This window comes from Ilyomonas limi (genome assembly GCF_005233845.1).
Taxonomy (GTDB): domain Bacteria; phylum Bacteroidota; class Bacteroidia; order Chitinophagales; family Chitinophagaceae; genus Ilyomonas; species Ilyomonas limi.
The window spans coordinates 1-21,350 of the sequence record NZ_SZQL01000006.1; the positions used below are offsets into that span (position 1 = coordinate 1).

The 21,350-nt window shown below is 41.1% G+C and carries 18 protein-coding genes; 3 read left to right on the top strand and 15 right to left on the bottom strand.

Annotation, left to right across the window (positions count from 1 at the left end):
- Positions 1 to 142: 142 nt before the first annotated feature.
- Positions 143 to 295 carry a hypothetical protein gene (locus FC093_RS23735; RefSeq protein WP_170971035.1) on the bottom strand — a complete coding sequence of 51 codons (153 nt, stop codon included), beginning with the start codon at positions 293 to 295 and terminating at the stop codon, positions 143 to 145.
- 162 nt (positions 296 to 457) lie between these two features.
- On the opposite strand from FC093_RS23735, the gene FC093_RS08910 reads away from it, so the two are divergent.
- Together FC093_RS08910 and FC093_RS08915 are read left to right on the top strand one after the other, a co-directional pair.
- Positions 458 to 1,507 carry a multicopper oxidase domain-containing protein gene (locus FC093_RS08910; RefSeq protein WP_137261426.1) on the top strand — a complete coding sequence of 350 codons (1,050 nt, stop codon included), beginning with the start codon at positions 458 to 460 and terminating at the stop codon, positions 1,505 to 1,507.
- A gap of 17 nt (positions 1,508 to 1,524) precedes the next feature.
- Positions 1,525 to 2,757, top strand: coding sequence for a hypothetical protein (locus FC093_RS08915; protein WP_137261427.1), 1,233 nt, complete (start codon positions 1,525 to 1,527; stop codon positions 2,755 to 2,757).
- A 40-nt stretch (positions 2,758 to 2,797) separates the two neighbouring features.
- Here the strand turns inward: FC093_RS08915 and FC093_RS08920 are convergent, their stop codons facing one another.
- From FC093_RS08920 to FC093_RS08945, 6 genes are all read right to left on the bottom strand, one after another.
- Positions 2,798 to 3,292, bottom strand: a complete 495-nt coding sequence (locus tag FC093_RS08920) for a c-type cytochrome (RefSeq protein ID WP_137261428.1) — start codon at positions 3,290 to 3,292, stop codon at positions 2,798 to 2,800.
- Positions 3,293 to 3,522: 230 nt separating this feature from the next.
- Positions 3,523 to 3,852, bottom strand: coding sequence for a metal-sulfur cluster assembly factor (locus FC093_RS08925; RefSeq protein WP_137261429.1), 330 nt, complete (start codon positions 3,850 to 3,852; stop codon positions 3,523 to 3,525).
- Entirely contained in the window at positions 3,849 to 5,138 is a 1,290-nt protein-coding gene (locus tag FC093_RS08930) for a heme-copper oxidase family protein (RefSeq protein WP_137261430.1), read from the bottom strand. Before FC093_RS08930 ends, FC093_RS08925 begins: the two co-directional genes overlap by 4 nt.
- Positions 5,138 to 5,947, bottom strand: a complete 810-nt coding sequence (locus FC093_RS08935; RefSeq protein WP_137261431.1) for a DUF2249 domain-containing protein — start codon at positions 5,945 to 5,947, stop codon at positions 5,138 to 5,140. The genes FC093_RS08930 and FC093_RS08935 overlap by 1 nt, the downstream gene beginning before the upstream one ends.
- Positions 5,948 to 6,114: 167 nt before the next feature.
- Complete coding sequence (ric, locus tag FC093_RS08940) at positions 6,115 to 7,344, bottom strand: iron-sulfur cluster repair di-iron protein (protein WP_240743250.1); 1,230 nt, start codon at positions 7,342 to 7,344, stop codon at positions 6,115 to 6,117.
- A gap of 280 nt (positions 7,345 to 7,624) precedes the next feature.
- Positions 7,625 to 10,954, bottom strand: coding sequence for a ThuA domain-containing protein (locus FC093_RS08945; protein WP_137261432.1), 3,330 nt, complete (start codon positions 10,952 to 10,954; stop codon positions 7,625 to 7,627).
- Positions 10,955 to 11,336: 382 nt separating this feature from the next.
- Between FC093_RS08945 and FC093_RS08950 the strand changes: the two genes are divergently transcribed.
- On the top strand, positions 11,337 to 11,762 hold the full coding sequence (locus tag FC093_RS08950) for a hypothetical protein (protein ID WP_137261433.1): 426 nt from the start codon (positions 11,337 to 11,339) through the stop codon (positions 11,760 to 11,762).
- A gap of 228 nt (positions 11,763 to 11,990) precedes the next feature.
- Here the strand turns inward: FC093_RS08950 and FC093_RS08955 are convergent, their stop codons facing one another.
- From FC093_RS08955 to FC093_RS08990, 8 genes are all read right to left on the bottom strand, one after another.
- Positions 11,991 to 12,671: a toxin-antitoxin system YwqK family antitoxin gene (locus FC093_RS08955; protein WP_137261434.1), complete on the bottom strand. Its 681-nt coding sequence runs from the start codon at positions 12,669 to 12,671 to the stop codon at positions 11,991 to 11,993.
- 57 nt (positions 12,672 to 12,728) lie between these two features.
- The gene (locus FC093_RS08960) at positions 12,729 to 12,995 is read right to left on the bottom strand and encodes a hypothetical protein (protein WP_137261435.1); all 267 of its coding nucleotides are present in this window, start codon (positions 12,993 to 12,995) and stop codon (positions 12,729 to 12,731) included.
- 285 nt (positions 12,996 to 13,280) lie between these two features.
- The gene (gene polA, locus FC093_RS08965; RefSeq protein ID WP_137261649.1) at positions 13,281 to 16,115 is read right to left on the bottom strand and encodes a DNA polymerase I; all 2,835 of its coding nucleotides are present in this window, start codon (positions 16,113 to 16,115) and stop codon (positions 13,281 to 13,283) included.
- Between the two features lie 202 nt (positions 16,116 to 16,317).
- Entirely contained in the window at positions 16,318 to 17,202 is an 885-nt protein-coding gene (locus FC093_RS08970) for a YsnF/AvaK domain-containing protein (RefSeq protein ID WP_137261436.1), read from the bottom strand.
- 28 nt (positions 17,203 to 17,230) lie between these two features.
- Entirely contained in the window at positions 17,231 to 17,680 is a 450-nt protein-coding gene (locus FC093_RS08975; RefSeq protein ID WP_137261437.1) for a YsnF/AvaK domain-containing protein, read from the bottom strand.
- A 350-nt stretch (positions 17,681 to 18,030) separates the two neighbouring features.
- Complete coding sequence (locus FC093_RS08980; protein WP_137261438.1) at positions 18,031 to 19,074, bottom strand: NAD(P)-dependent alcohol dehydrogenase; 1,044 nt, start codon at positions 19,072 to 19,074, stop codon at positions 18,031 to 18,033.
- Between the two features lie 13 nt (positions 19,075 to 19,087).
- The gene (locus FC093_RS08985; protein ID WP_137261439.1) at positions 19,088 to 20,464 is read right to left on the bottom strand and encodes an FAD-binding oxidoreductase; all 1,377 of its coding nucleotides are present in this window, start codon (positions 20,462 to 20,464) and stop codon (positions 19,088 to 19,090) included.
- 255 nt (positions 20,465 to 20,719) lie between these two features.
- The gene (locus tag FC093_RS08990) at positions 20,720 to 21,340 is read right to left on the bottom strand and encodes a response regulator transcription factor (protein ID WP_137261440.1); all 621 of its coding nucleotides are present in this window, start codon (positions 21,338 to 21,340) and stop codon (positions 20,720 to 20,722) included.
- Between the last annotated feature and the right edge of the window lie 10 nt (positions 21,341 to 21,350).

The window sequence follows — 21,350 nt, forward strand, 5'->3', positions numbered from 1 at the left end:
CCTGTTTCTGGATAGCAGCCACAATCTGGCTTTCTGTAAACGTTTTCTTTTTCATGTTTTTGACAGTTTAAAAATAAAGAATTCGCCCTATTTCCTTACTGCCGAATTATGGGTACCCTTACACTTTTAATAAAATCTTTACTTATTCAGCATCATTTTCTTTCAAATCGTGATAGCCTTTTTTAGCGTCTATAATGCTGTTTGCTCTTTCGTGCTTTGAGTCTCTTATTTTCTGCCTTCTTTCTGCTTTTTTATCTTTATTGATGTAAATAAAAATACATACGCTTCTTATCAACGCAATCTATTACAGGTAAGGTATAATTGCCGGTACCATCTATAATCCATGCAGCAATCAGAAGCGGAGCAGTCCTTTATACAAGTGTGTAACAGATGTATTTGAACGGTGCTTATATCTCTTTGATATTCAAATGGCAAATTTTTTGTAGCATTGGTAAGTATGAAGAATACCATCCTGTTTTTGCTTTGCGTTGTTTTGGGTTTTGGTTGCAAAACCAACAACAATAATGACTCGGATAATACGGCTGCAAAAGGGGTAGCAACTACTCCGCAGGCTGTTGTAACAAGTGGAGCAAACATCCAAAAGCAAACAGGTCCGCTCGCTTATGGGCCAAACGTTCCAAAGGTACCAGACGGCGATACAGTAGAAATAAAGTTTGACGTAACGCATAAGCTATTCCAGGTTAAGAAAGATGTGTTGATGGCCGGCTGGCTTTTTGGCGATTCTATTCCCGGCCCTATCATTCATGTGCGCGTTGGGCAAACGGTAAAGTTTTCTATGACCAACCGCTCCAGCGATTCCACCATGTCTAATATGAGTCTTGCCATGAATATGGAATCCATGAAGCCCATGCAGCACTCCATAGATTTTCATGCAGGCATGGTTAATCCCGAAGATAAATACCGCAGTATTGCAGCGGGAGAAACCATTCACTTTATGTGGACGGCGCATTATCCCGGCGTGTTCATGTATCACTGTGGTACGCCTATGGTGTTGATGCACATGATTTCGGGTATGGTAGGTATGGTGATTGTGGATCCAAAAGACGGTTTTCCAGATCATGCCGACCGTGAGTTTGCGCTTGTACAAAATGAATATTATCTTAAACAGGCAAGTGGCTCTGTGTATGCAGCCGATACGATTGCTGCATTGCATCGCGACCCTACGTATGTTACTTTCAATGGTAAGGTAAGCCAGTATGTTTTTCGTCCCCTGCGTGTAAAAGTTGGCGAAAGAATACGTGTATATTTTTTGAATGTTGGACCTAATAATATTTCCAGTTTTCACGTTATAGGAACCATCCTCGATAAAGTATGGCTTGATGGAAATCCTGCAAATGAATTTACCGGTATGCAGGCAGTGCTGGTGGGGCCTGCACAGGGTGCCATCATTGATTTTGTACTGCCCGAAAAAGGTAGCTATACATTTTTAGATCACTCGTTTGCAAATGCGACAGAAGGGGCAGCGGGTGTATTTATTGCAGAATAAAATACCTCCACATCCACATGACTAAAACAAGAAGTTTCTGGATAAGTTTATGCCTTATAAACTTATGCATTGTAGCCTTCTTTGGATTTTGTTTGCGCAGTAAAATTCTGTTTACAATTCCTTTTGTTAATTACAGAAATTTCCTGAGCGCCCACTCGCATTTTGCTTTTTCGGGATGGGCGGGACTGGCATTGATGACCTTATTGATTTATGATGTACTGCCTGGTTCATTATCTCAAAAGAAAATATATCAACGTATTTTAGCAGGCGTTGAAATCAGTTCGCTGGGCATGGCGCTTACCTTTCCTTTCTTCGGATATAATGCGATTACCATTTTCTTTTCCACGTTATACATTGTGGTAGCAGTTGTGTTTGCGTATGTTTTTTTAAAAGATGTTCTATCCGTTTCACTACATAAAACAATAAAACTGCTTTGCTTTACAGCCATCGCAAGCCTTATTGTTTCTTTCCTGGGTACTTTAGGACTCGTTTATATTTTGTTTGCACAATACAACAACTCCATTTTATACCGCGATTCCATTTATGTCTTTCTCCATTTTCAATACAATGGCTTTTTTACTGTTGCAGTCTTTGCTTTGGCATTTAACTATCTTATTCAAAAAGGTAATACTATTACCAAAAACGGGCGGTTATTTTCCCTTTTTCTGTGCTTGTCAATAGTGCCCTCTTTGTTTCTTGCCCTACTTTGGCACAACCTGGTTTTGTTTTACGTCTTCGCAGCCATTGGATGTTTGTTGATGATACTAAGCCTTGTTTTTTTGTTGTCATTTCTCCGGCAACTTTCGCACAAAATAGTATTTGCATCTTCTTTTGTCAGGGTTTTTTGGGTATTTACCATTCTTTCTTTTTGCTTAAAAATGCTGTTGAATATAGGTACCATTTTTCCACAATTAGGCAATGCAGTGTATGGTGATCGCCCGGTTATCATTGGGTTTTTGCACCTGGTGTTTCTTGGCTTTCTTACCTTTTATATCTTTTCTGTTATTTTACAAAGCGACCGTTTTATTCCACATACAACTTCCGCCGGCTATCCTTTCGTTTTATTTTCTGCTGGTATTATTGCCAACGAAATTGTTTTGATGTTGCAGGGGTTAGGCGTACTCTTAAAAACAAGCAGCCCTGTTTTTATGTGGCTATTATGGGCAACGGCTATTATGCTGTTTAGCGGCGCATTATTAATTGTTTTATCAAGATACCGGTTGGTACGGGCACAGAAAAAGCCATACTAAAGTTTGTATGGCTTTCCTGCTTAAACGCTAAAATCCTCTTTTATTGCTTACCATCATTATTCCGCATAAATTCCAGCATAGAGCGGGCGTCGGCTTCCGTAAGATTTTGATTGGGCATTTGCACCAGGCATATTTCCAGCATATTTTGTGCTGCCGTATCTTTCTGAAGCATTTCCGATGTGTTGGTAATAAAGTTCATTATCCATTCCGGTGTTCTTCTGTCTGTTACGCCTTTCCAGCCGGGACCTACTAACTTTTCATCGGATAGTTTATGGCACGAAGCGCATTTAATATCATATACACTTTTGCCAAGTTCAATCATTTGCTTGTCTAACGGATGCGTCAGTTCCACATTCTGATGCGGACCTATTCCTTTTGGATTGCTTCCCTCGTCAGCGGCAGCGGTATTGTCGGTGGCAGCGGCTGTACCCGCCGAAGTGTCATTGCTGGTATCAGAGCCGGAGCCGCTGCAGGCAAAGAAACCAATAGTTAGTGCAAGGCAAAGAATACTGATAAAAATGTACTTACGCTTCATAATGGTTGATTTTATTGGAAGTGATAGAATACATTTATTCACGAAAAAATGTGCCACAGATAACATCAACCTCTATTCTTTTGTTGCCTAAGCAATTGCTTTACAATAAGGTGTATATAATGTGGAAGAATGTACGCTGCAACAATTTTGTATTAATGCGCAGCAATTGCAGATACTGTGTACAATTTTACAACAATGTTTTCCCTGCTTAAACAATGCTGGCTGTTTATTTAATATCTATTCAAAAACGCCTGCCCTTCTTCCGAAATTCTACTTGGTCTCCACGGCGGATCGAATAGTAACTGGAGATGAATAGTGTATTGTGGAAAAGCGTGCTGCAACACGCGTTCTGCGCCATCTTTAATGCTTGCTCCCATCGGGCAATATTGTGTGGTGAGCGTCATAGACATAAAAATCTCTTTAGCTGTTTCATCAAAATCAATTTGATAAATCAAGCCTAAGTCCACAATGTTTAATCCTATTTCAGGATCTATAATATTGTGCAATGCAGCCAGTGCAGTAGTGCACTGAACATCATTATTGGTAATTACTTCGTTCATAACTTGGCGGGTTTATGCATCAACATTTTCAATACATTCCAGTTGTACAACACTGCTGTTATCAGCAATAAAACGGTTGCCGTTTGTAGGAGGAAAATATTAGCAGCCATAATGCCGGCAACAAAAAGACCAAAACCGCACAAATAACTCCATCCCATAGCTGTAAAGAGTGTTGCATTGAATAAATCTTTGGGATTAGGTGTTTTTGTATTGCCTGCCTTGGCATGATATATTTTATTCCAAACAATAAAGGGAAGTGTTTTAAACGTCATACCAAAAATGATAGCTGTAATCCACCCAAAGAAAATAGTAAAGCCATATACCATTACCAGTTGTACATTAACCACTGTAAAGAATAGCAAAACAATTAACACCAATAAAATAAAAACAGGCAATAGCACCATTATTACAGAGAGCAAGGACAGCTTCATTTGTTCATCTACCTTTTTACGTATGCGCTGTTGATATGCTTTTCTGCAAAATATAATAAATAATACTAAAGCTGCTAATAAGACTATAAGCGGAATAAGGTAGTAAATGGATTGTGTAACACTAAAGAAAAATATGATAAAAGTAAGTAAGCTTATATTCAGCAGATAATAGATGAGCCAAAGCCTTTTGGGAGTGTCATATTTAGAGATAAGGAACATTGGTATCAATCTGGAACCAACGCCAATAATCAGTAACAGAAACCAGCCCACAATACCAATATGCGCATGTAAGGATAAATAATGCACCGAAGCTTCGGGCAGAATGGTATGCTGAAAATTGCAGACCAGCAGTAAGCCGATTAGCGTGGTAATAAACAACCATAACGATGCGGTGAAAGCGAAAGTTGCGTGTACATTTTCTGTTTTACTTTTTGAAATGCTGACTGCCAGGTTGATAACATAAGCCAAAATAGCCGCATTAATACAAATGGCGCCTGCCAAAGCTGTCCATGTAAACTGAAAAAAATACAACGAATATATTAACAGCGGAATGCCGGTTCCTGCTAATATAAAAGAAGCATAAGCAAGAACGTTGCTAAACAGTTCTGCTTCAATCAATACAGGCACCAACTGGTAGCTTGCACCCAAAATAATCATGGTGCCCCAGCCCAAAGCCATCGTGTGTGTAACAGCCAGGATGTGTGGCTGAAAATAATGCTGGGTGAAATCTTCACCTGAAAAAAATAGAAGTATAGTGGCTACTAAAAAAGATATTGCCGCATATACATAAAATGGAATTACTACTTTATACGAAGTGTTTTTGACCGTGCTGGTATCGTTTATAAAAACTGCCATTATTGTTTAAAAATTAGGAGATGTACTTCTCCGTCCTGTATTTCTTTTATGCGATATTCAAACCCTTTTTCAGCTAACTCCGGCAACAAAAAAACCGGTATGCGTTTGTGATAAACATATAGTGCAGTGCCCGGAGCAAGATGTTCCAATGCATCTAAAATAGTGAGCATGGGTTGCGGCATTTGCAAATGCCTTACATCAATAGTCTGCAATTTATCTTTAAACTGTTGCAATACACTTTCCCAATCATTGCTAACCTGCTTTTCAATTTCTTCTTCTACTGTGTTATTTGCCGCTTTTTTATAAAAATACGTTTCAGATAAATTGTCAGAGATATTATCGCAGTAGGTTTCAAAACCTTTTTTCTGCAGCATCAATATCAAAGGTGTCGGCTGAAAAGTATTGATGATCTTTAAAACCTCTCCTGGTTTTACTTTTTTTACTTCTTCCATTATCAGCTTCAGCGGATCGCTGCCCGAAGCAATAACAGGGCGAACATCTAACTCGGTTACTTGTATTTGCGCGAGCAATTTTACAAAATGGGGAACCTGCGTTTGTTCTTCTTCCTCATTGGTTTTTATTTGCTTGTCTGCTTTAAAGCCAAGTGGTTCCAGTTTTTGATACAATTCATCCAGCGTACAGCCACCCATCTTAGATGCTGTTGCCAACGATGTTCGTGGCGCCATTACCTTTCGCAGCAACGGGTTGCGCAGTTTTTCAAACTTTGGACTGAGGCTTACAATAGCTTCCAGCGCATTGGTATTTTCTTTTAGAACAGAAGCAATTTTTGTGTTGGCATTTATAATCATCTTTTAAAAAATTAATAACTTGTTACTGTTTACATTGTTGTATAAAAACAGGAGGTGTAAGTGCCCGCCTGAAACAACACAAGAGCTTACTATTTATTCAAAAACCTTATAAAAACAATTAATGTAACAGGCTCCGGCTTTGAGAAACCGGAGCCTGTTACATTAATTTAATTTCGTAATTCCTGTTCCAGCTTCAAGGCCTTTGGAAAGAGAATATTGTTTTCAAGATGAATATGCTGACGCAGATCTTCATCCAGTTCCTTCAGCTTTTTGTATAAAAACTGAAAGCTGTTGCAGGCATCTGCCGGAGGATTGTACTCGTTTGTTATTGTGCTCATTTCGGCTAAAATGTCGCCTGCTGCTTCATGATCCACTTCCATCATCCGCACGGGTTCGGTAAGTGAAGGTTGGCTGTTTAGCGCATCACGGTTGCCAGTTCTTTTTGCAGCAACCAGCGCTTTAATAAATGGAAATACCACTCTTTCTTCGCGCAGGAAATGCACGTTCAATTCTTGCAGCAACTGACTTAAAAGTGAATAAAGTGTTTGCAATTCAGGGTAATGATCGCCGTGATGACCTACTACTTTTGCAAACAAATCGTTGATGCGCGGTACTTCGTTGTAATAATAGATATGATGTTGGTTGTAAATATAATCCGCTAAAAAATCGGGTTCCCAGGCATTGTAATTATTAGCTGATTGTACCTGTTGTGTTGGATTTTGCAATTCGGCTTCTACCAGTGCTACATCAATGCCTTTTTCTTCGCAAGCTTGTTTCAATGATTTCTTTCCGCCGCAGCAAAAATCAATGCCATACTTTTTAAACACTTCTGCTTTACGTAGATCTTTGGCTGCAATTTCACCCACCGTTTCGCCGCTTTGCGGATCGTTTTTCTTTATCTGCACACGCCACCACTGTGGACCTTTTTCAAGATAAGTCCAGGTAAAAATATTACCTCTTTCACCCAACAGTTGATAATACAAAGGCTTTGGATCGTGGTCGTTCAATAGCTGGAAAGCTTTGCCTTCTTCCAGCGCATCAAAATATTTAAAAATGGTTGGGTGTTTCAGCCGTGGTTCAATAAGCGTTACATTTAAAACAAAAACTTCCGCTTCTTTTGCTTTTGTTTCGGATTCTTTTATTGGATTAACTAAGCGGGATGCGTCATTCTTTTTAGTGATTTCTACTTTCCAGACTTCGGGTCCATCTTCTATTTTTTTCCATTCAAAGATATCTCCTTTTTCTGCTTTCATTTCGTAATAAAGCGGTATAGGATCGTGGTCATTAATCAATAAGAACGATTCACCACTTTTCAGATCATCAAACTTCTTTAAAATAGTCGGATGTTTTAATGCCGGCTGCAAGGCAGGAACAAATAAGCTATCAATTTTATTCATACGATAATCATTTGTTTGTAAAAGTATTCGCGTACTTTTTTTAAAAATATGATTGCACGCACATTCAAACATTATTAACCATCTTTTGTTTTGAATAACGAAAAATATTCATCATTAACAGGATAAGCATAGGCTATGCAGATCGTAAAATCAAATTATGATAATAGAAGGCGTTAACTGCGGAATGAAGGATTGCTTATTTCTACACTTTAGTGAATCTTGTTCTTGTATAATAAACTAAAAAGCCTCTTTTTAAAGAGGCTTTTTAGTTTACGAAGCTTTATTTATTAAACTTCAACCAATCCAACGAGAACATATCACGGTTGGGTTCTGTATCTTTTTTGAAAACAAAATACAAGTTGTGTTTACCGCCAGGGTCCTGAATAGAGGTGGTTACCTGCTTAAACTTGTTCCAATCGCCGGTAGGCTCATAATTAAGTGTGCTGATAATGGCACCTTTGGGCGAATCTGCATGCACTTCCAAAGTAGCGCCAATATTCCTCGAAGAATAATTATAAGTAACAGATTTAATGTCTTTCAAATCTATACCTTTTAATACAAAATAAGACTTGTTGTGAATGCTGCCAAGATCGTTGTTGTCGCGGCGAATATTGCTTAATACATCTGCATCTTCCGCTTCTATCTTCGCCGGTCTTAGTATCAGCTCATTGGTGTTGGTCAGTGGCACTACACCACTGCCAGCATCGGTATAAGCAGCAGTAAGCACATAAGTACCGCCTTTGCCGGCAGGTGCTTTCAGCGGCACTGTTCCACTTGCAGGCAGGTTATTGGTAGTTTGTTGCTGCGTTAAAGACAAGATGTATTTTACAATAGCCGTTGTTTGATCTTTACTCAATTGCGGATGCGCATTCATATAATGTTCACCCCATACACCAGAACCGCCGGTAATAATTTTATTGGCGAGCCTTGGTATTTCACCCGGCTTATTTTGATAGCGCTGCGCAACGGCTGTAAAGGCAGGGCCAATTACTGTAGTATCAAACTGGTGGCAAGCCTTGCAATCGCTCATCATTATTAAATCTTTGCCAGTGGTTGTCCAGGTGCCGTGCGCGCCCGGCGAAGGCTTCCAGGTACCCGCATCTTCGGGAACATATTCCAGCTTCACCTGTATTTTTTTCGCATCGATGTTTGCATCTTCCTTATCTTTTACATCCACATTATAATTCAATGCAGTATTATCAAAATAAAAGGTACTGTTGCTGGTGGTATTAATGGCAATCTGCGGCATGGTGTTGCCTACTTTTACCTCCATAGTATCCACACTGCTCAAACCCGAAGGGTCGGTTACTTTTAGTATTACTTTGTACACGCCTTTGTTGTTGAATGTATATGTTGGATTAGGTTCTGTGGAGCCTACTTTATCGCCTTCAAATTTCCATTCATATTTCAGTTGATCGTCTTCGTCATTATCGTAACTATTGTTGCTATTGAAGCTTACCTTAAGTGGTACCAGGCCAATGCTGTCATTTGCACTAATCTTTGCTATAGGCGCACGGTTACCGCCGTTGTAATCAATACGCACCAAACGGGCGTCATCATTATCGGCGCCATATACCGAGCCATATTCCAGCACATACATCACACCATCTGGCGTAATATCCATGTCTATTGGTCTTCTGAAATCGCCGGTTAATGGCATAAATGCTTCCATGCGTTTGTAATTTTCATTCTCGTCAAAACGCAAGGCGAATATCCAGTTGCGCATCCAGTCCATTACAAACAGCGCTTTGTCGTAATATTCCGGAATACTGTTGGGCTTTGCCTTGCTTTTATTATAATGATAGAACGCGCCGGCAATAGCAGTTCTGCCGCCTTCGCCCAAATCGGGGAAAGTATCATAAAAACTGTAGGGATAATAGATCATGGCAGCCGTAGCAGGCGGCAATTGCTGCATGCCGGTATTGTTGGGAGAAGTATTTACAGCGCCGTTTACATTAAATAATGCACCAATTTGTTTCGTTGCAAAATCAGAATCGTGATAGGCTCTGTTGTTACCCACAAAATAAGGCCAGCCATAATAACCTGGCTTTTTTGCCTGGTTAAACTCATCATACCCTCTTGGTCCATGTCTTGAATCTTCGCCGGCATCCGGGCCAACTTCGCCCCAATACAACGTAGAAGTTTCCTGGTTAATAGCAATGCGATAGGGGTTGCGGCAACCCATCGTATAAATTTCGGGTCTTGTACCCGCAGTTCCTTTTGCAAACAGGTTACCTGCGGGGATGGTATAGCTGCCATCTGCTTCGGGATGAATGCGCAATACTTTACCACGCAAGTCAGCCGGATTAGATGCGGAACGCTGTGCATCAAACGTTTTTCTGCCGGGACGTTCGTCCAAAGGGGCATAGCCATCCGACTCAAAAGGTACCGTGTTATCTCCGGTAGAAATGAATAAGTTTTTGTTTTTATCCCATGCTAAAGAACCGCCGGTATGTGCACTTACTTCAGGGTCCAGCGGCACTTGTATAATCACCTTTTCGGAGGCAACATCGAGCGAATCTTCGCCAATCATTTTGAACCTCGAAATGTTTTGATGAATCGGTTCTTTGTTAGGGGTATAAAAGAAATAAACGTATTTGTTAGTAGCAAAATCAGGATCAATGGTCATGCCTAACAAACCATTGCCAAATGCCTGTTTGCTGTCGGGCATTACCCCAAATTTATACACCAATTTGGTGGTATTTGCTTTTGGATTATAAGCATAAAAATTGCCGGAGCGTTCGATCACATACACATAATTGCTTGGTGTTACTGCAATTTCCATTGGCTCGTTTAAATCGTTGGTAAGAATTACCTTGGTAAACCGGTTTTCTTCCGGCGCTTTGGTAGCGTACGCTTTTGAATAATCCAGTTTTACGCTATCCGGTCCCATGGCATATTGAATACCGCCTGCCAGATGTTGTAAAAAAAGTGGTTCGCTGTAGCTTTCCGTAGTATGTCCGCCACCAGTATAAAAAGCGCGTCCGCCATCTACCGTATGATACCAGGCAATGGGATGGTTTCTGCCATTTTCGCCTCCTTCATAGGTGTCCTCGTCCAGTCTTGCCAGTACATGAATATCCGGCTCAATGTTTTTATAGTTGTACCATTCATCGGTGCGTTCCCATTGTTGCGGTAAGCCTTTCATGGCAGGGTTGGCTGTGTCGGTGACAACAACCGTTGCCTTTCTTACATTCGGGTCTTGTGGATGACTTTTAAAATAAGCCCCTACCAGTTTATTGTACCATCCCCATTTATATTCCGCATCGGCAGCGGCATGTATGCCCATAAAACCGCCGCCCGCTTCCATGTAGCGCTGTAACGCTACCTGCTGGTCGGAATTGAGGATGTTGCCGGTGGTGCTTAGAAAAACAACTGCTTTGTATTGTTTTAAGTTGTCATCATTAAATTCGCCGGCATCGGTAGTGGTATCCACTTCAAAGTGTTGTTCTTTACCAATTTTTTCAATAGCAGCTATTCCGGCGGGAATAGACTCGTGATGATAGCCTTTTGTTTTTGTAAACACCAATACTTTACGCGTATCAGAGTTATTGCAGGCGGCAAACGCAATAATAAATAGCAAAGAGGCAATGCAGACAATAGTTCTCATATATGGAATATAATAGGCAGTAAAAATGAGGGCGGAAGATATTATAAAACGTTGAATTGACACTTATAAGGTAAAAATAGAGAAGAAGGAATTAAAGTAATAGCAATCTATTGTCTGATGTCAATGCGTTTGGAGGTTAAATTTTTATAGGCTTTAATGCTTATGGTTCATGGATTCACTTATTTATCAGTTGGGGTAATGAATTGAGTTGCTCACTATTGTTTGCAATCTATCTCTTTTTGCCAGCTTATTTAAATAGTTGACTTCGGGCAATCGCTCAGCCAACACAAGACACTTCTCTTTTGGCAGTAATCTTGATACTTTTCTCTGCACTTGTATTCTTTTGCTACTAACTATAATTTTTATTTAAAATAATTACAACATGGAAACACAAAACAATAATCGTCCTGTGTTTAATGGCAAAGACGAGCAACAAGGCATAAAAAAGGCCGCACAAAAAGAACAGACTTCTGATGATGAAAATGTTACTCAAACGCAAAGCGGCTCGGGCCTTACTGACAGCATCCGCAACTACGGAGAAGTAAGTGGTACCACTTTTGGTGATCAAAGTAATCCTGTTAAATTCAGCAATATAGGCGGCAACAATCGGGGACAACAAGACGATAGTGCCAATTTAAACGATGGCAACCGCGCTACAGGCAACGGTGATACTGGCTTTTCCCATTACCTCTACGAGGCAGAAAAAGAAGTAGTAAGCGGTACACGAGGCGATGCGCTTAACAGCCGCCCTTCAGATGCTATGCAGGGAAGTGATGAAGATACAAATAACAAAAGCAATGGCAGTTGAGTGAGCAGGAAATATTTAAGGCTTACCTGTTCAACGCATTTAAGCTTTATGGCTATCCATGTGAGTAATACAGGAGTGGAATATAAAAGGGTTCCGAATCTTTTAAAATCTGGAACCCTTTACTTTTAAACTTACATACAACAATCAAACCTGGTTTCTTTTCAAATCCTGTTAATCCGCACCTGGATGGTTTCAGCCGGGATGTAACAATCTCCTCAAATCCCTATCCTAATAGCCTGTTGCACCATCGCGCACTCTTATTTTCTTCTTATTGGCGTTTTTCTTCTCGTACTTTAATACTTCGGCTGGCTTGTCTGTTTTCTTTTTGGCTACTGCACTCGTGTCAGTGGCTGTTACTCCTTCCAGGCTACGCCCGGTAAACGGATCTACTTTTTTATCCATTACATAATCTTCTGTTTTAGTAATCAATCCCGTTTGCGGGTCGTAATATTTCCATGTTCCCTGCTTGTACGTCGTACCTTCTACCTTTATCTCACGCAGGTCGTACTTATCGGGGTCTTTCAGGTCGTACACCCGAATCGTATCGTACGGATGCTCTGGATTCACAGCACGCCAGCTTTCTTCTCTGATCAATCCCTGTAGCGAAAAATATTGGGATATGCCATTTTTGTAGCCGTACTTGTAACCTTCAATTGCTAAAATATCGCCCTGCCCGCTGTAACGCCGCCAATAACCTTCTTTCTTGTTGTCTTTAAATACGCCTTCTTCCTCATAGCCCGGCTCGCCGCGCAAGGCAGGCGTTTTTACTACCCATTTGCCTTGCTTCATACCTGCATAATCGGTACAATTGAGCGTATCGCCTTTAACACCAATCATGTAAGTTTTGCATTGAGCAAACGATAGATGCGCCATTCCCAAAGCTAAAATCAAAGCACTGTATTTCAACATGCGGTTTCTTTTCTTTTTACAACGTACAATCAATAGCTGTTATTTTAGTAGTTATTGTTACTCATCATCTTCTTCATAATATGCGTCTTCGCTGCCGTTATATACATTCAGCCATTGCTGTGCCGTTTGGTCGGTAAGACATTCAATGATATCATAAATTATATCCGTTTTTTTTACCCATTGCATAATGGCTGTATCGGTATAATTAACTGCATATACACAATAGTCACTTTTTACCTTTACCTGCAACAGCGTCAGCGGATCACCTTCGTTCAACTGCACAATGTAGTAACAATCCTGCTCTAACAAATCATAAGAATACATAATATCGCTCTCTTTTTCTTTTTAAATCAAAAAACTATTTGTTGGCCTTTAGCAGGTATAGTAAATATCAGGGTGGGTAGTTAGCAAACACAAAAATACCCCTTTTTGATGTGCAAAAAAAGGGTTTTACCTCTTCAATTAACTAACATTATTAGTATTATAGGAATGTTTTTGCTGTTTTTATATGAAAATCAATGCACAAAGCAGCAGGAAACAGGTGTAAAAAGTTCAGTTATAGTTTTGGGGCAAACGCTGACAGGGCTCTAAACCCTGTCAGCGTTTTACTTAATGCGCTTCCAGCCAATTCACCCCAACTCCAACTTCTGCCTCTACCGGCAAATCATTGGGCAACGGATGCGCGGTTTTCATATTTTCCAAAATCAGTGGTTTTAATACTTCCACTTCACTTTTCAAGGCATCAAACACCAGTTCGTCATGTACCTGTAGTATCATGCGCGATTGCAGATTAGCTGCCTGCATTGCCTGATGTACTTTTATCATTGCCAGCTTTATCATATCAGCAGCGGTGCCCTGGATAGGAGAGTTAATGGCATTGCGTTCAGCAAAGGCGCGCACTGTAAAATTGCCGGAGTTAATATCACGCAGCCAGCGTTTGCGTCCCATTAGTGTACTTACATAGCCGTGCTCGCGGGCAAATTTTATAGTATCGTCCATGTACTTTGTAATGCCGGCAAATTCTTTTTTATAGTTTTCAATAATTTCTTTAGCTTCTGTACGGCTGATGCCTAAATTATCAGACAAGCCAAAAGCGCCTTGCCCGTAAATTATACCAAAATTTACACTCTTGGCTTTGTAGCGCATGTCTTTGGTTACTTCGTTTTCGGGTACATCAAATACTTTGGCGGCAGTGGCGGTATGCACGTCTTTGCCTTGCCTGAAAGCTTCGCACATATTTTCGTCACCGGAAACGGCAGCAACAATACGGAGTTCTATCTGTGAATAATCGGCACTGATAAGTACATGATTTTCATCGCGCGGAATAAAGGCTTTACGTATTTCCCTGCCGCGCTCGGTGCGGATGGGAATATTTTGCAGGTTTGGTGCGGTACTGCTTAACCTGCCGGTAACGGCTACCGACTGCGCATAAGAAGTATGCACGCGACCTGTTTTTTTATTAATCATCAATGGCAGAGCATCTACGTACGTTGATTTTAATTTAGATAACTCACGGAATATCAGAATATCATTCACCACACCATGCTGATTGGCCAGTTTTGTAAGTACTTCTTCGCCCGTAGCATATTGTCCGCTTTTCGTTTTTTTGGCTTTGGGGTCTAATTGCAACCTTTCAAACAATACTTCTCCTAATTGCTTTGGTGAGCCAATATTGAAACGCGTGCCACAGGCATCGAAAATGCGTTCTTCGGTGGCTTTTGCTTCCATATCCAACTGTATGGAATATTCTTTTAAAAAACGCTCATCTATTTTTACTCCTTCAAACTCCATCTCCATCAACACTTCCAGCAAGGGCGACTCTACTTCGTAAAACACTTTTTCTACCTGCCTGCTTTTGAGCAGGGGTAAAAATTTATCTTTTAGCTGTAGGGTAATATCGGCATCTTCAGCAGCATATTCTTTTATTTTATCCAGCGCCACATCACGCATGTTTAGCTGGTTTTTCCCTTTTTTGCCAATCAGTTCTTCTATATGCACCGGCTCGTAGCCCAGATACTGCGCGCTCAGCAAATCCATATTGCGCCTGCCTTCCGGCTCAATAACGTAATGAGCGAGCATGGTATCGAACAATTTGCCTTTTAGCTGGATGCCGTACCACTTCATGATAATCATATCGTACTTGATATTTTGCCCAACCCAGGTCACATCAGTACGATCAAAAAGTGATTGCAGTTGTTGCAGAATGACTTTGGTGCGTTCTTCACTTTCCACACAGGCAACATAGTAACCCTCGCCTTGTTTGTAGCTAAAACTCAGACCTACCAGTTGCGCATCGTTGGGGTCAATATTCGTGGTTTCGGTATCAAAAGCAATTTCGGATTGCTGCATTAATTGCCCCAGCATGGCGGCAATTTCCTCGTCGCTTTGTACTAAAACATAATGGTGCGGCGTGTTAAGAATATTTTTGTCCACCACCATTCCTGCCGACGGTTGCTGCTCCTGCACTTCAACAGGTGCTTCGGGCGGAATAAGTTCACTCGGCTCGGCATCGCCAAATAAGCTTTGCTGTAGCACCGGTGGTGGGGCAGGCGGGGCATACGCATTAAAGTCATCGCCCAAAATGCGTTTGCCCAACGTTTTAAATTCCAGTTCCATAAATACTTCTTCCAACGCTTTACTGTTCCACCCCTTCAGCCTGAAATTTTCTTCGTTAAACTGCACCGGCACATTGGTGATAATGGTTGCCAGTTTTTTGCTCATAATTGCATTATCCTTGCCCTTGCGCACTTTTTCGCCCAGCGCACCTTTAATATTATCGGCATTGGCAATTATGTTTTCCAATGTATCATATTCCTTCAACAGTTTGGCAGCCGTTTTTTCACCAATACCGGCAATACCGGGAATATTATCCACTGCATCGCCCATTAAACCCAACATATCTACAACTTGCTCTACGCGGGCAATATCCCATTTTTCACATATTTTTTTCGCATCTAATATTTCGGTGGGCGAACCCATGTACGGCGGCTTGTAAATACACACATGCGGATGAATAAGTAGTTGCCCGTAATCTTTATCGGGTGTTACCATATATACGCTGTAGCCTACATCGGCGGCTTGCCAGGCAAGCGTACCAATTACGTCATCGGCTTCGTAGCCATCAACCGCCACCACAGGAATATTAAAGCCGCGCACAATGCGCTTGATATCTTCAATGGAATCGCTCAGGTCTTCGGGTGCAGCCTGGCGGTTGGCTTTATATTCTGTAAAATCGGTATGCCTTTCGGTGGGCGCACCAGTATCGAAACACACGGCTAAATGCGTGGGTTTTTCTTTATTCATCAACTCGAATAAAGTGCTGGTAAAGCCAAACTGGGCATTGGTGTTTTTGCCTTTGGAAGTAATGCGCGGATTGCGGATAAGCGCATAATAGGCGCGGTAAATGAGTGCATATGCATCCAGCAGAAATAGTTTTTTCTCCATCGTAGCGAAGGTAATAAGTCTGAACGGGGATTTAGGGAGATTTTTAGGATGAGTGGAATGAAGGGGAAAAAGAATATTGTATTGATTTTCCTGGCGTCTTCGCATCTCTGCGATGTAACACTCATACTCACATACATATTAAAAACAAGAAAGCGGAGCCGAAGCCCCGCTATCTTTCTACCCTTCTTATCAGCCACTCTTTTTAACTATTATCCCGCCATGTAGTATCCCGGTTGGATTTGGTATCTATATTTTCAACATCCACTTCGGTTTTCCTTACGGTATCACGCACCGTTTCGGTACGTTCATCCACGTCTTTGCCGAGGCTTACTTCTTCCACCACGCGGGCTTCTTTGTTTACTACGGGCACTTCCGACCGTTCTGTAACTTCCGTTTCTCCTTCTTTGAAATTATCAAAGTCGGTATCACTGGCAGGACGATCTACAGGGTTTCTTTCCACATACACGCGCTCCGTGCGCAGGCGCAGGTCTTCTTCCACAGGCTTTTCTACAATGCGGCTTTTTAGGCGCACACCGCCGGTTTGTACCGTTCTTTTTCCAACTTCCAGATTCTCCTCTATAATAGGTATCTTTTTATCTGTTATATCTGTATCATCAGTATCCGTTATATCATAATCCTGCGTGAGCCTATCTGTGGTATCGGGCATGATGGTGGTGCCGGTAGTTTCGTTGAATGCGCCCACTGGTGCAGCACCGGTGCGGTTATAGTTGTAATCGTCGGCATTTTCATCCACATCAACAGCGCCACAATCATCTAGAATATCAGCCGCCTTTTCGGCCTGGTCGCTGCTTTGGGCATGTACGGTCACAATTGTTTTGCCGTTTCTTGCTGCCCTGCTGTATTTATCGGCATCGTCATCATCGTCTCCAAACAGATTCCTGAAAAAACGGGCTACGCCGCTTTCGTGCTCATCATCATCGTAGTCGCGGTTTACACTTGTGCTGCTGCTCATGGTACTTACCGAAATATCTACATTATCTGTAGTAAAACCATTACTTAACAGACGCTGCATTGCTTGCTGCGCGTCGGCAGACTTGTTGAACAAGCCTATGACTGTTTGATTCATATCATTTATTTTTTGTGGTGAGAAAAATTTATGATTGTACAGGAGAATCCTGATTATCTGCTGACCGGGTAACTGTAACTTTTTCTTTGCGAAGGGGAATATTGACCTGCTCTTCAGCAGATATAACTTCTTTAATGATGTGTACTTCTTCTACCAGCAACATCCTTTTTACTACTACTTCTTTCAGCACCGGAATGATCATCGTATTACCTTCATACCTAACCTGGGGTGTTTCTTCATCTACATACTTATTTATGGTTACCCGCTTTATCGTATATTCATCATGCTGCAGGCTGATGTTTACTGCTTCATTTATTTCTTCTATCTGTTTTTCAATTTTTATCTTGCCTGTTGTTATTACCTGTTTATCTATACGTGCCGTTTCTTCTATTACGGGTATCACCAGCGACTGCTTATTTTGCCGGCTGTCGTTGTGCTGATCTTCGTTCGTTAAAGAAAATTTTTCGTTGTCAGACATAAGTATGAAAAAAGAAAAAGCGTGCCGCTATACTATTTGGATTGAAATACTGCTTTTTATATACAACAACTGCTTATCTCACTGTGGAATGGTGTAGAATTTTTACCAGAATGGGAGTGGAAATATCAATTTGCTGGCGCTTTTATAGGTTGCAGGAGACTATTAGTGATGTTAATTCTTAAAACAGCGAAAAGAGAGAAGCAAATGAAGAAATTCATTTGCCTCTCTCTTTTTAATAAGCGCTCTGCTTGTATTTAAGTATATTAACTCCGCCAAGGGGTTAAAAGATATATTTTATACAGTTATATAAATTTCAGTTACGGCCTCTTTTACTTTAAAAATGAAAAGGTTTATAATGTTGCCATATCAATCACAAAGCGATACTTCACATCGTTGTTCAACATTCTTTTGTATGCCTCATTTATTTGCTGTATAGGTATCACTTCCACATCGGCTGTGATGTTATTTTCAGCACAATAATCCAGCATTTCCTGTGTTTCGGGCAAGCCGCCAATGAGTGAGCCGGCAATGCATTTGCGCGTAAATACAATATTAAAAGAAGGGATTTGAATAGGTTCTGTTGGTAAGCCCACACATATTAGAGTGCCGCCGGTTTTGAGTAAGCCTACATACATATTATAATCATGGACGGCAGATAGTGTGTCCAGTATAAAATCAAACTTGTTGGCTACGGCTTTTAATTGCTCTGCATCGGTTGTAATAACAAAATGGTGTGCGCCTAATTTTAAAGCATCTTCTTTTTTATTGGGCGAAGTGCTTAATACGGTTACATCGGCACCAAAAGATGCAGCAAACTTTACTGCCATGTGCCCAAGTCCGCCCAAACCAATGATGGCTATTTTATGTCCTTTACCTACTTTCCACAGCTTTAATGGCGAATAGGTAGTAATGCCCGCGCAAAGCAATGGTGCTGCTTTTTCGGGCGGAAGATCAGGAGAAATGTTCAATACAAACCGTTCGTCTACCACAATCCTGGAAGAATAACCACCTTGTGTAATGGTTTTACCATCCTTTTCATAGGCACTATACGTATATACTGCACCATTTGCACAGTATTGTTCCAAACCCTGGTTGCAAAATTCGCAATCGCGGCATGAATCTACAAGACAACCCACACCTGCTATATCGCCGGGATGTAACTTTCTTACGTGCCCGCCAACAGACACAACTTTACCTATTATTTCATGTCCAGGTACCATCGGGTAAATAGAAATACCCCAGTCGTTATTGATAAAATGAATATCGGTATGGCAAACACCGCAATACATAATATCTATTTCCACATCGTGCGGACCGGGGTTTCTTCTTTCGAAGTTAAAAGGGCTTAGGGTTGCACCGGCAGATTGTGCCGCGTAGGATTTGGTAGGTAACATAAGGGTGGATTGTTTATGAAGGAATAATGTTATTGTTTAATCTGAAAAAATTCTCCGGGTCATACTTGTTCTTAATCGCCTGGAGCTTTGCGTAATTGGGCCCATAAGCCATTTTTACCCGGTCGTTGCCATCATCACTATCCAAGTGATTTACATATACGCTATCGGTAAAAGGTTCAATAGCTTTCCATAATTTTCGTGTCCATGCAATATTCTTTTCATCATCGGCGGGATCTATCCATTGGCTGATGATGTCTGCATCCCACTGGTCGCGACGGTGGGCAAAGGCATTGAAACTTATATCTTTTCTTGCAATAGCACCATGTATATGGAAAAATAAAACCGGGGATAGAAGCGAAGGACGTTCAGCAACATGCTCTATAAATATATCCAGCAATTCATCACTTAATGCGGTAAAATAGCCGGATTTCCAATACCTGCGCAGTCCTTTTGGAGCAGCCGCATCCAATGCCGATTGTAGTTGTATGTAAGGCATTTCGCCAACCATATCTGCCAGCGGCGACCCGAACGAGCGCAACGGCGCCAGGTATTTTTCTGCTTCTTCTTTTGCTCCCATCCATGCAGGAAAGATCATCGTAACGGGCAAGCCATCGGGTGTAACAATAAACCCTGAATAACTCATCAGTTCATCAGGTGCATTTTTTACATACTCTCTGTAGTGTTGAAATACTTCCTTTGCTACTTCCATCGGATACAATATCATACCGCCGGTAATATTTTGTTCTATAGGATGCAGTTGATAGGTAAAGGAAGTAATAATTCCAAAATTACCGCCACCACCTCGTATTGCCCAAAACAAATCGGTGTTATTATCTGCATTAGCAATGAGCCGTTCGCCGTTTGCCGTTACCACTTCTGCTGCTATCAGGTTATCACAGGCTGTTCCATATTTGCCCATCAGCCAGCCGATGCCGCCACCAAGCGTAAGCCCTGCAATGCCAGTGTCCGAAACAGTGCCGCCGGTGGTAGCTAATCCATATTTGATTGTAGCGGCGTCCAGTTCCCTCCATATTACGCCGGGTTCTACTACCGCAATATTATTTTCAGTATCAATCTCGATGCTTTTCATTTTGAATAAGTCAATCATCAAACCACCTGCACAAACAGAATTTCCTGCCACATTATGCCCGCCGCCACGCACCGATACTAGTAAATTATTAGCACGTGCAAATTGTATTGCAGCAAGCACATCATTAGTGTTTGCACATTGCACAATCATTGCAGGACATCTGTCAATCATTCCATTCCATATTGCTTTTTCGGTATGATAATTTTCATCCTCCGGAAAAATGATTTTTCCTTTAATATGTTGTTGCAGTTGTTTGGCTTTTATGGCTAATGAATTGTCAGGTGCAGTTTCGGTGAGCATGTTAAATAAATTTGCAGGGGTTTATATTCGTATTGAATTATTTGCATTAATAATCGTTACTAATAAACGGCATCTTAGTTATCTTGAAATTATGCGCGCTGGCGTAAGTTATGCCTGTAAGAAAGTTAGCAAGAACAAAGTATTTTTAAAATATGTCTATTTTGATTCTGATATCTCCGATGGATATAACAAACCTATTCTTTCTTTACATTGTTTGCAATAACACTTTTGTGGTAGATGATAAGAAAAGTAAAGTTAATGCTGATGATATTTATTAATTGCTTCTGTTCTGTTGCTTACATGAAGTTTTTCATAAATATTAAAGCAATGCCGCTTTACGGTATCAATGCTGATGGAAAGCTGTATTGCAATTTCCTTGTACAATAATCCCTTAGAAAGCAACTCCAATACTTGCTGTTCTCTTGTAGTAAGCAGGTCGGTTACTACGTTGTTTTTGGGTGGCTGAAACGAAAGAATCACTTTTCTTGCTACATCGCTGCTCATGGGGCTGCCGCCGTGTATCAGTTGGGTAATGGCATCGAGTATGCCGGCAGGCGAAGTGCTCTTAAGAATGTAGCCATAAGCGCCGGCTTGCAATGCTTTAAACACTTTTTCATCTTCATCATAAGCCGTGCACATCATACAGAGTGTATATGGAAGTGCCTCATGAATATATTCCACCAGTTCAATACCACTTTTGCCAGGCAAGCTGATATCAATCAAAGCAACATTTGGTTTTATTTGAGGTAAACTTTTTATTGCTTCTTCCGCTGTAGCATACGCACCGATGCACGCATATCCCTCACTCCAATTGATGAGGTTTACCAGCCCGTTCCGGTAATCATCCAGATCGTCCACTACAGCAATACTTATCATACAATGAATA

Excerpts from the sequence above, each read along its gene's own strand:
- FC093_RS08910 (WP_137261426.1), top strand. The coding sequence starts at position 458 with ATGAAGAATACCATCCTGTTTTTGCTTTGCGTTGTTTTGGGTTTTGGT.
- FC093_RS08915 (WP_137261427.1), top strand. The coding sequence starts at position 1,525 with ATGACTAAAACAAGAAGTTTCTGGATAAGTTTATGCCTTATAAACTTA.
- FC093_RS08920 (WP_137261428.1), bottom strand. The coding sequence starts at position 3,292 with ATGAAGCGTAAGTACATTTTTATCAGTATTCTTTGCCTTGCACTAACT.
- FC093_RS08925 (WP_137261429.1), bottom strand. The coding sequence starts at position 3,852 with ATGAACGAAGTAATTACCAATAATGATGTTCAGTGCACTACTGCACTG.
- FC093_RS08930 (WP_137261430.1), bottom strand. The coding sequence starts at position 5,138 with ATGGCAGTTTTTATAAACGATACCAGCACGGTCAAAAACACTTCGTAT.
- FC093_RS08935 (WP_137261431.1), bottom strand. The coding sequence starts at position 5,947 with ATGATTATAAATGCCAACACAAAAATTGCTTCTGTTCTAAAAGAAAAT.
- ric (WP_240743250.1), bottom strand. The coding sequence starts at position 7,344 with ATGAATAAAATTGATAGCTTATTTGTTCCTGCCTTGCAGCCGGCATTA.
- FC093_RS08945 (WP_137261432.1), bottom strand. The coding sequence starts at position 10,954 with ATGAGAACTATTGTCTGCATTGCCTCTTTGCTATTTATTATTGCGTTT.
- FC093_RS08950 (WP_137261433.1), top strand. The coding sequence starts at position 11,337 with ATGGAAACACAAAACAATAATCGTCCTGTGTTTAATGGCAAAGACGAG.
- FC093_RS08955 (WP_137261434.1), bottom strand. The coding sequence starts at position 12,671 with ATGTTGAAATACAGTGCTTTGATTTTAGCTTTGGGAATGGCGCATCTA.
- FC093_RS08960 (WP_137261435.1), bottom strand. The coding sequence starts at position 12,995 with ATGTATTCTTATGATTTGTTAGAGCAGGATTGTTACTACATTGTGCAG.
- polA (WP_137261649.1), bottom strand. The coding sequence starts at position 16,115 with ATGGAGAAAAAACTATTTCTGCTGGATGCATATGCACTCATTTACCGC.
- FC093_RS08970 (WP_137261436.1), bottom strand. The coding sequence starts at position 17,202 with ATGAATCAAACAGTCATAGGCTTGTTCAACAAGTCTGCCGACGCGCAG.
- FC093_RS08975 (WP_137261437.1), bottom strand. The coding sequence starts at position 17,680 with ATGTCTGACAACGAAAAATTTTCTTTAACGAACGAAGATCAGCACAAC.
- FC093_RS08980 (WP_137261438.1), bottom strand. The coding sequence starts at position 19,074 with ATGTTACCTACCAAATCCTACGCGGCACAATCTGCCGGTGCAACCCTA.
- FC093_RS08985 (WP_137261439.1), bottom strand. The coding sequence starts at position 20,464 with ATGCTCACCGAAACTGCACCTGACAATTCATTAGCCATAAAAGCCAAA.
- FC093_RS08990 (WP_137261440.1), bottom strand. The coding sequence starts at position 21,340 with ATGATAAGTATTGCTGTAGTGGACGATCTGGATGATTACCGGAACGGG.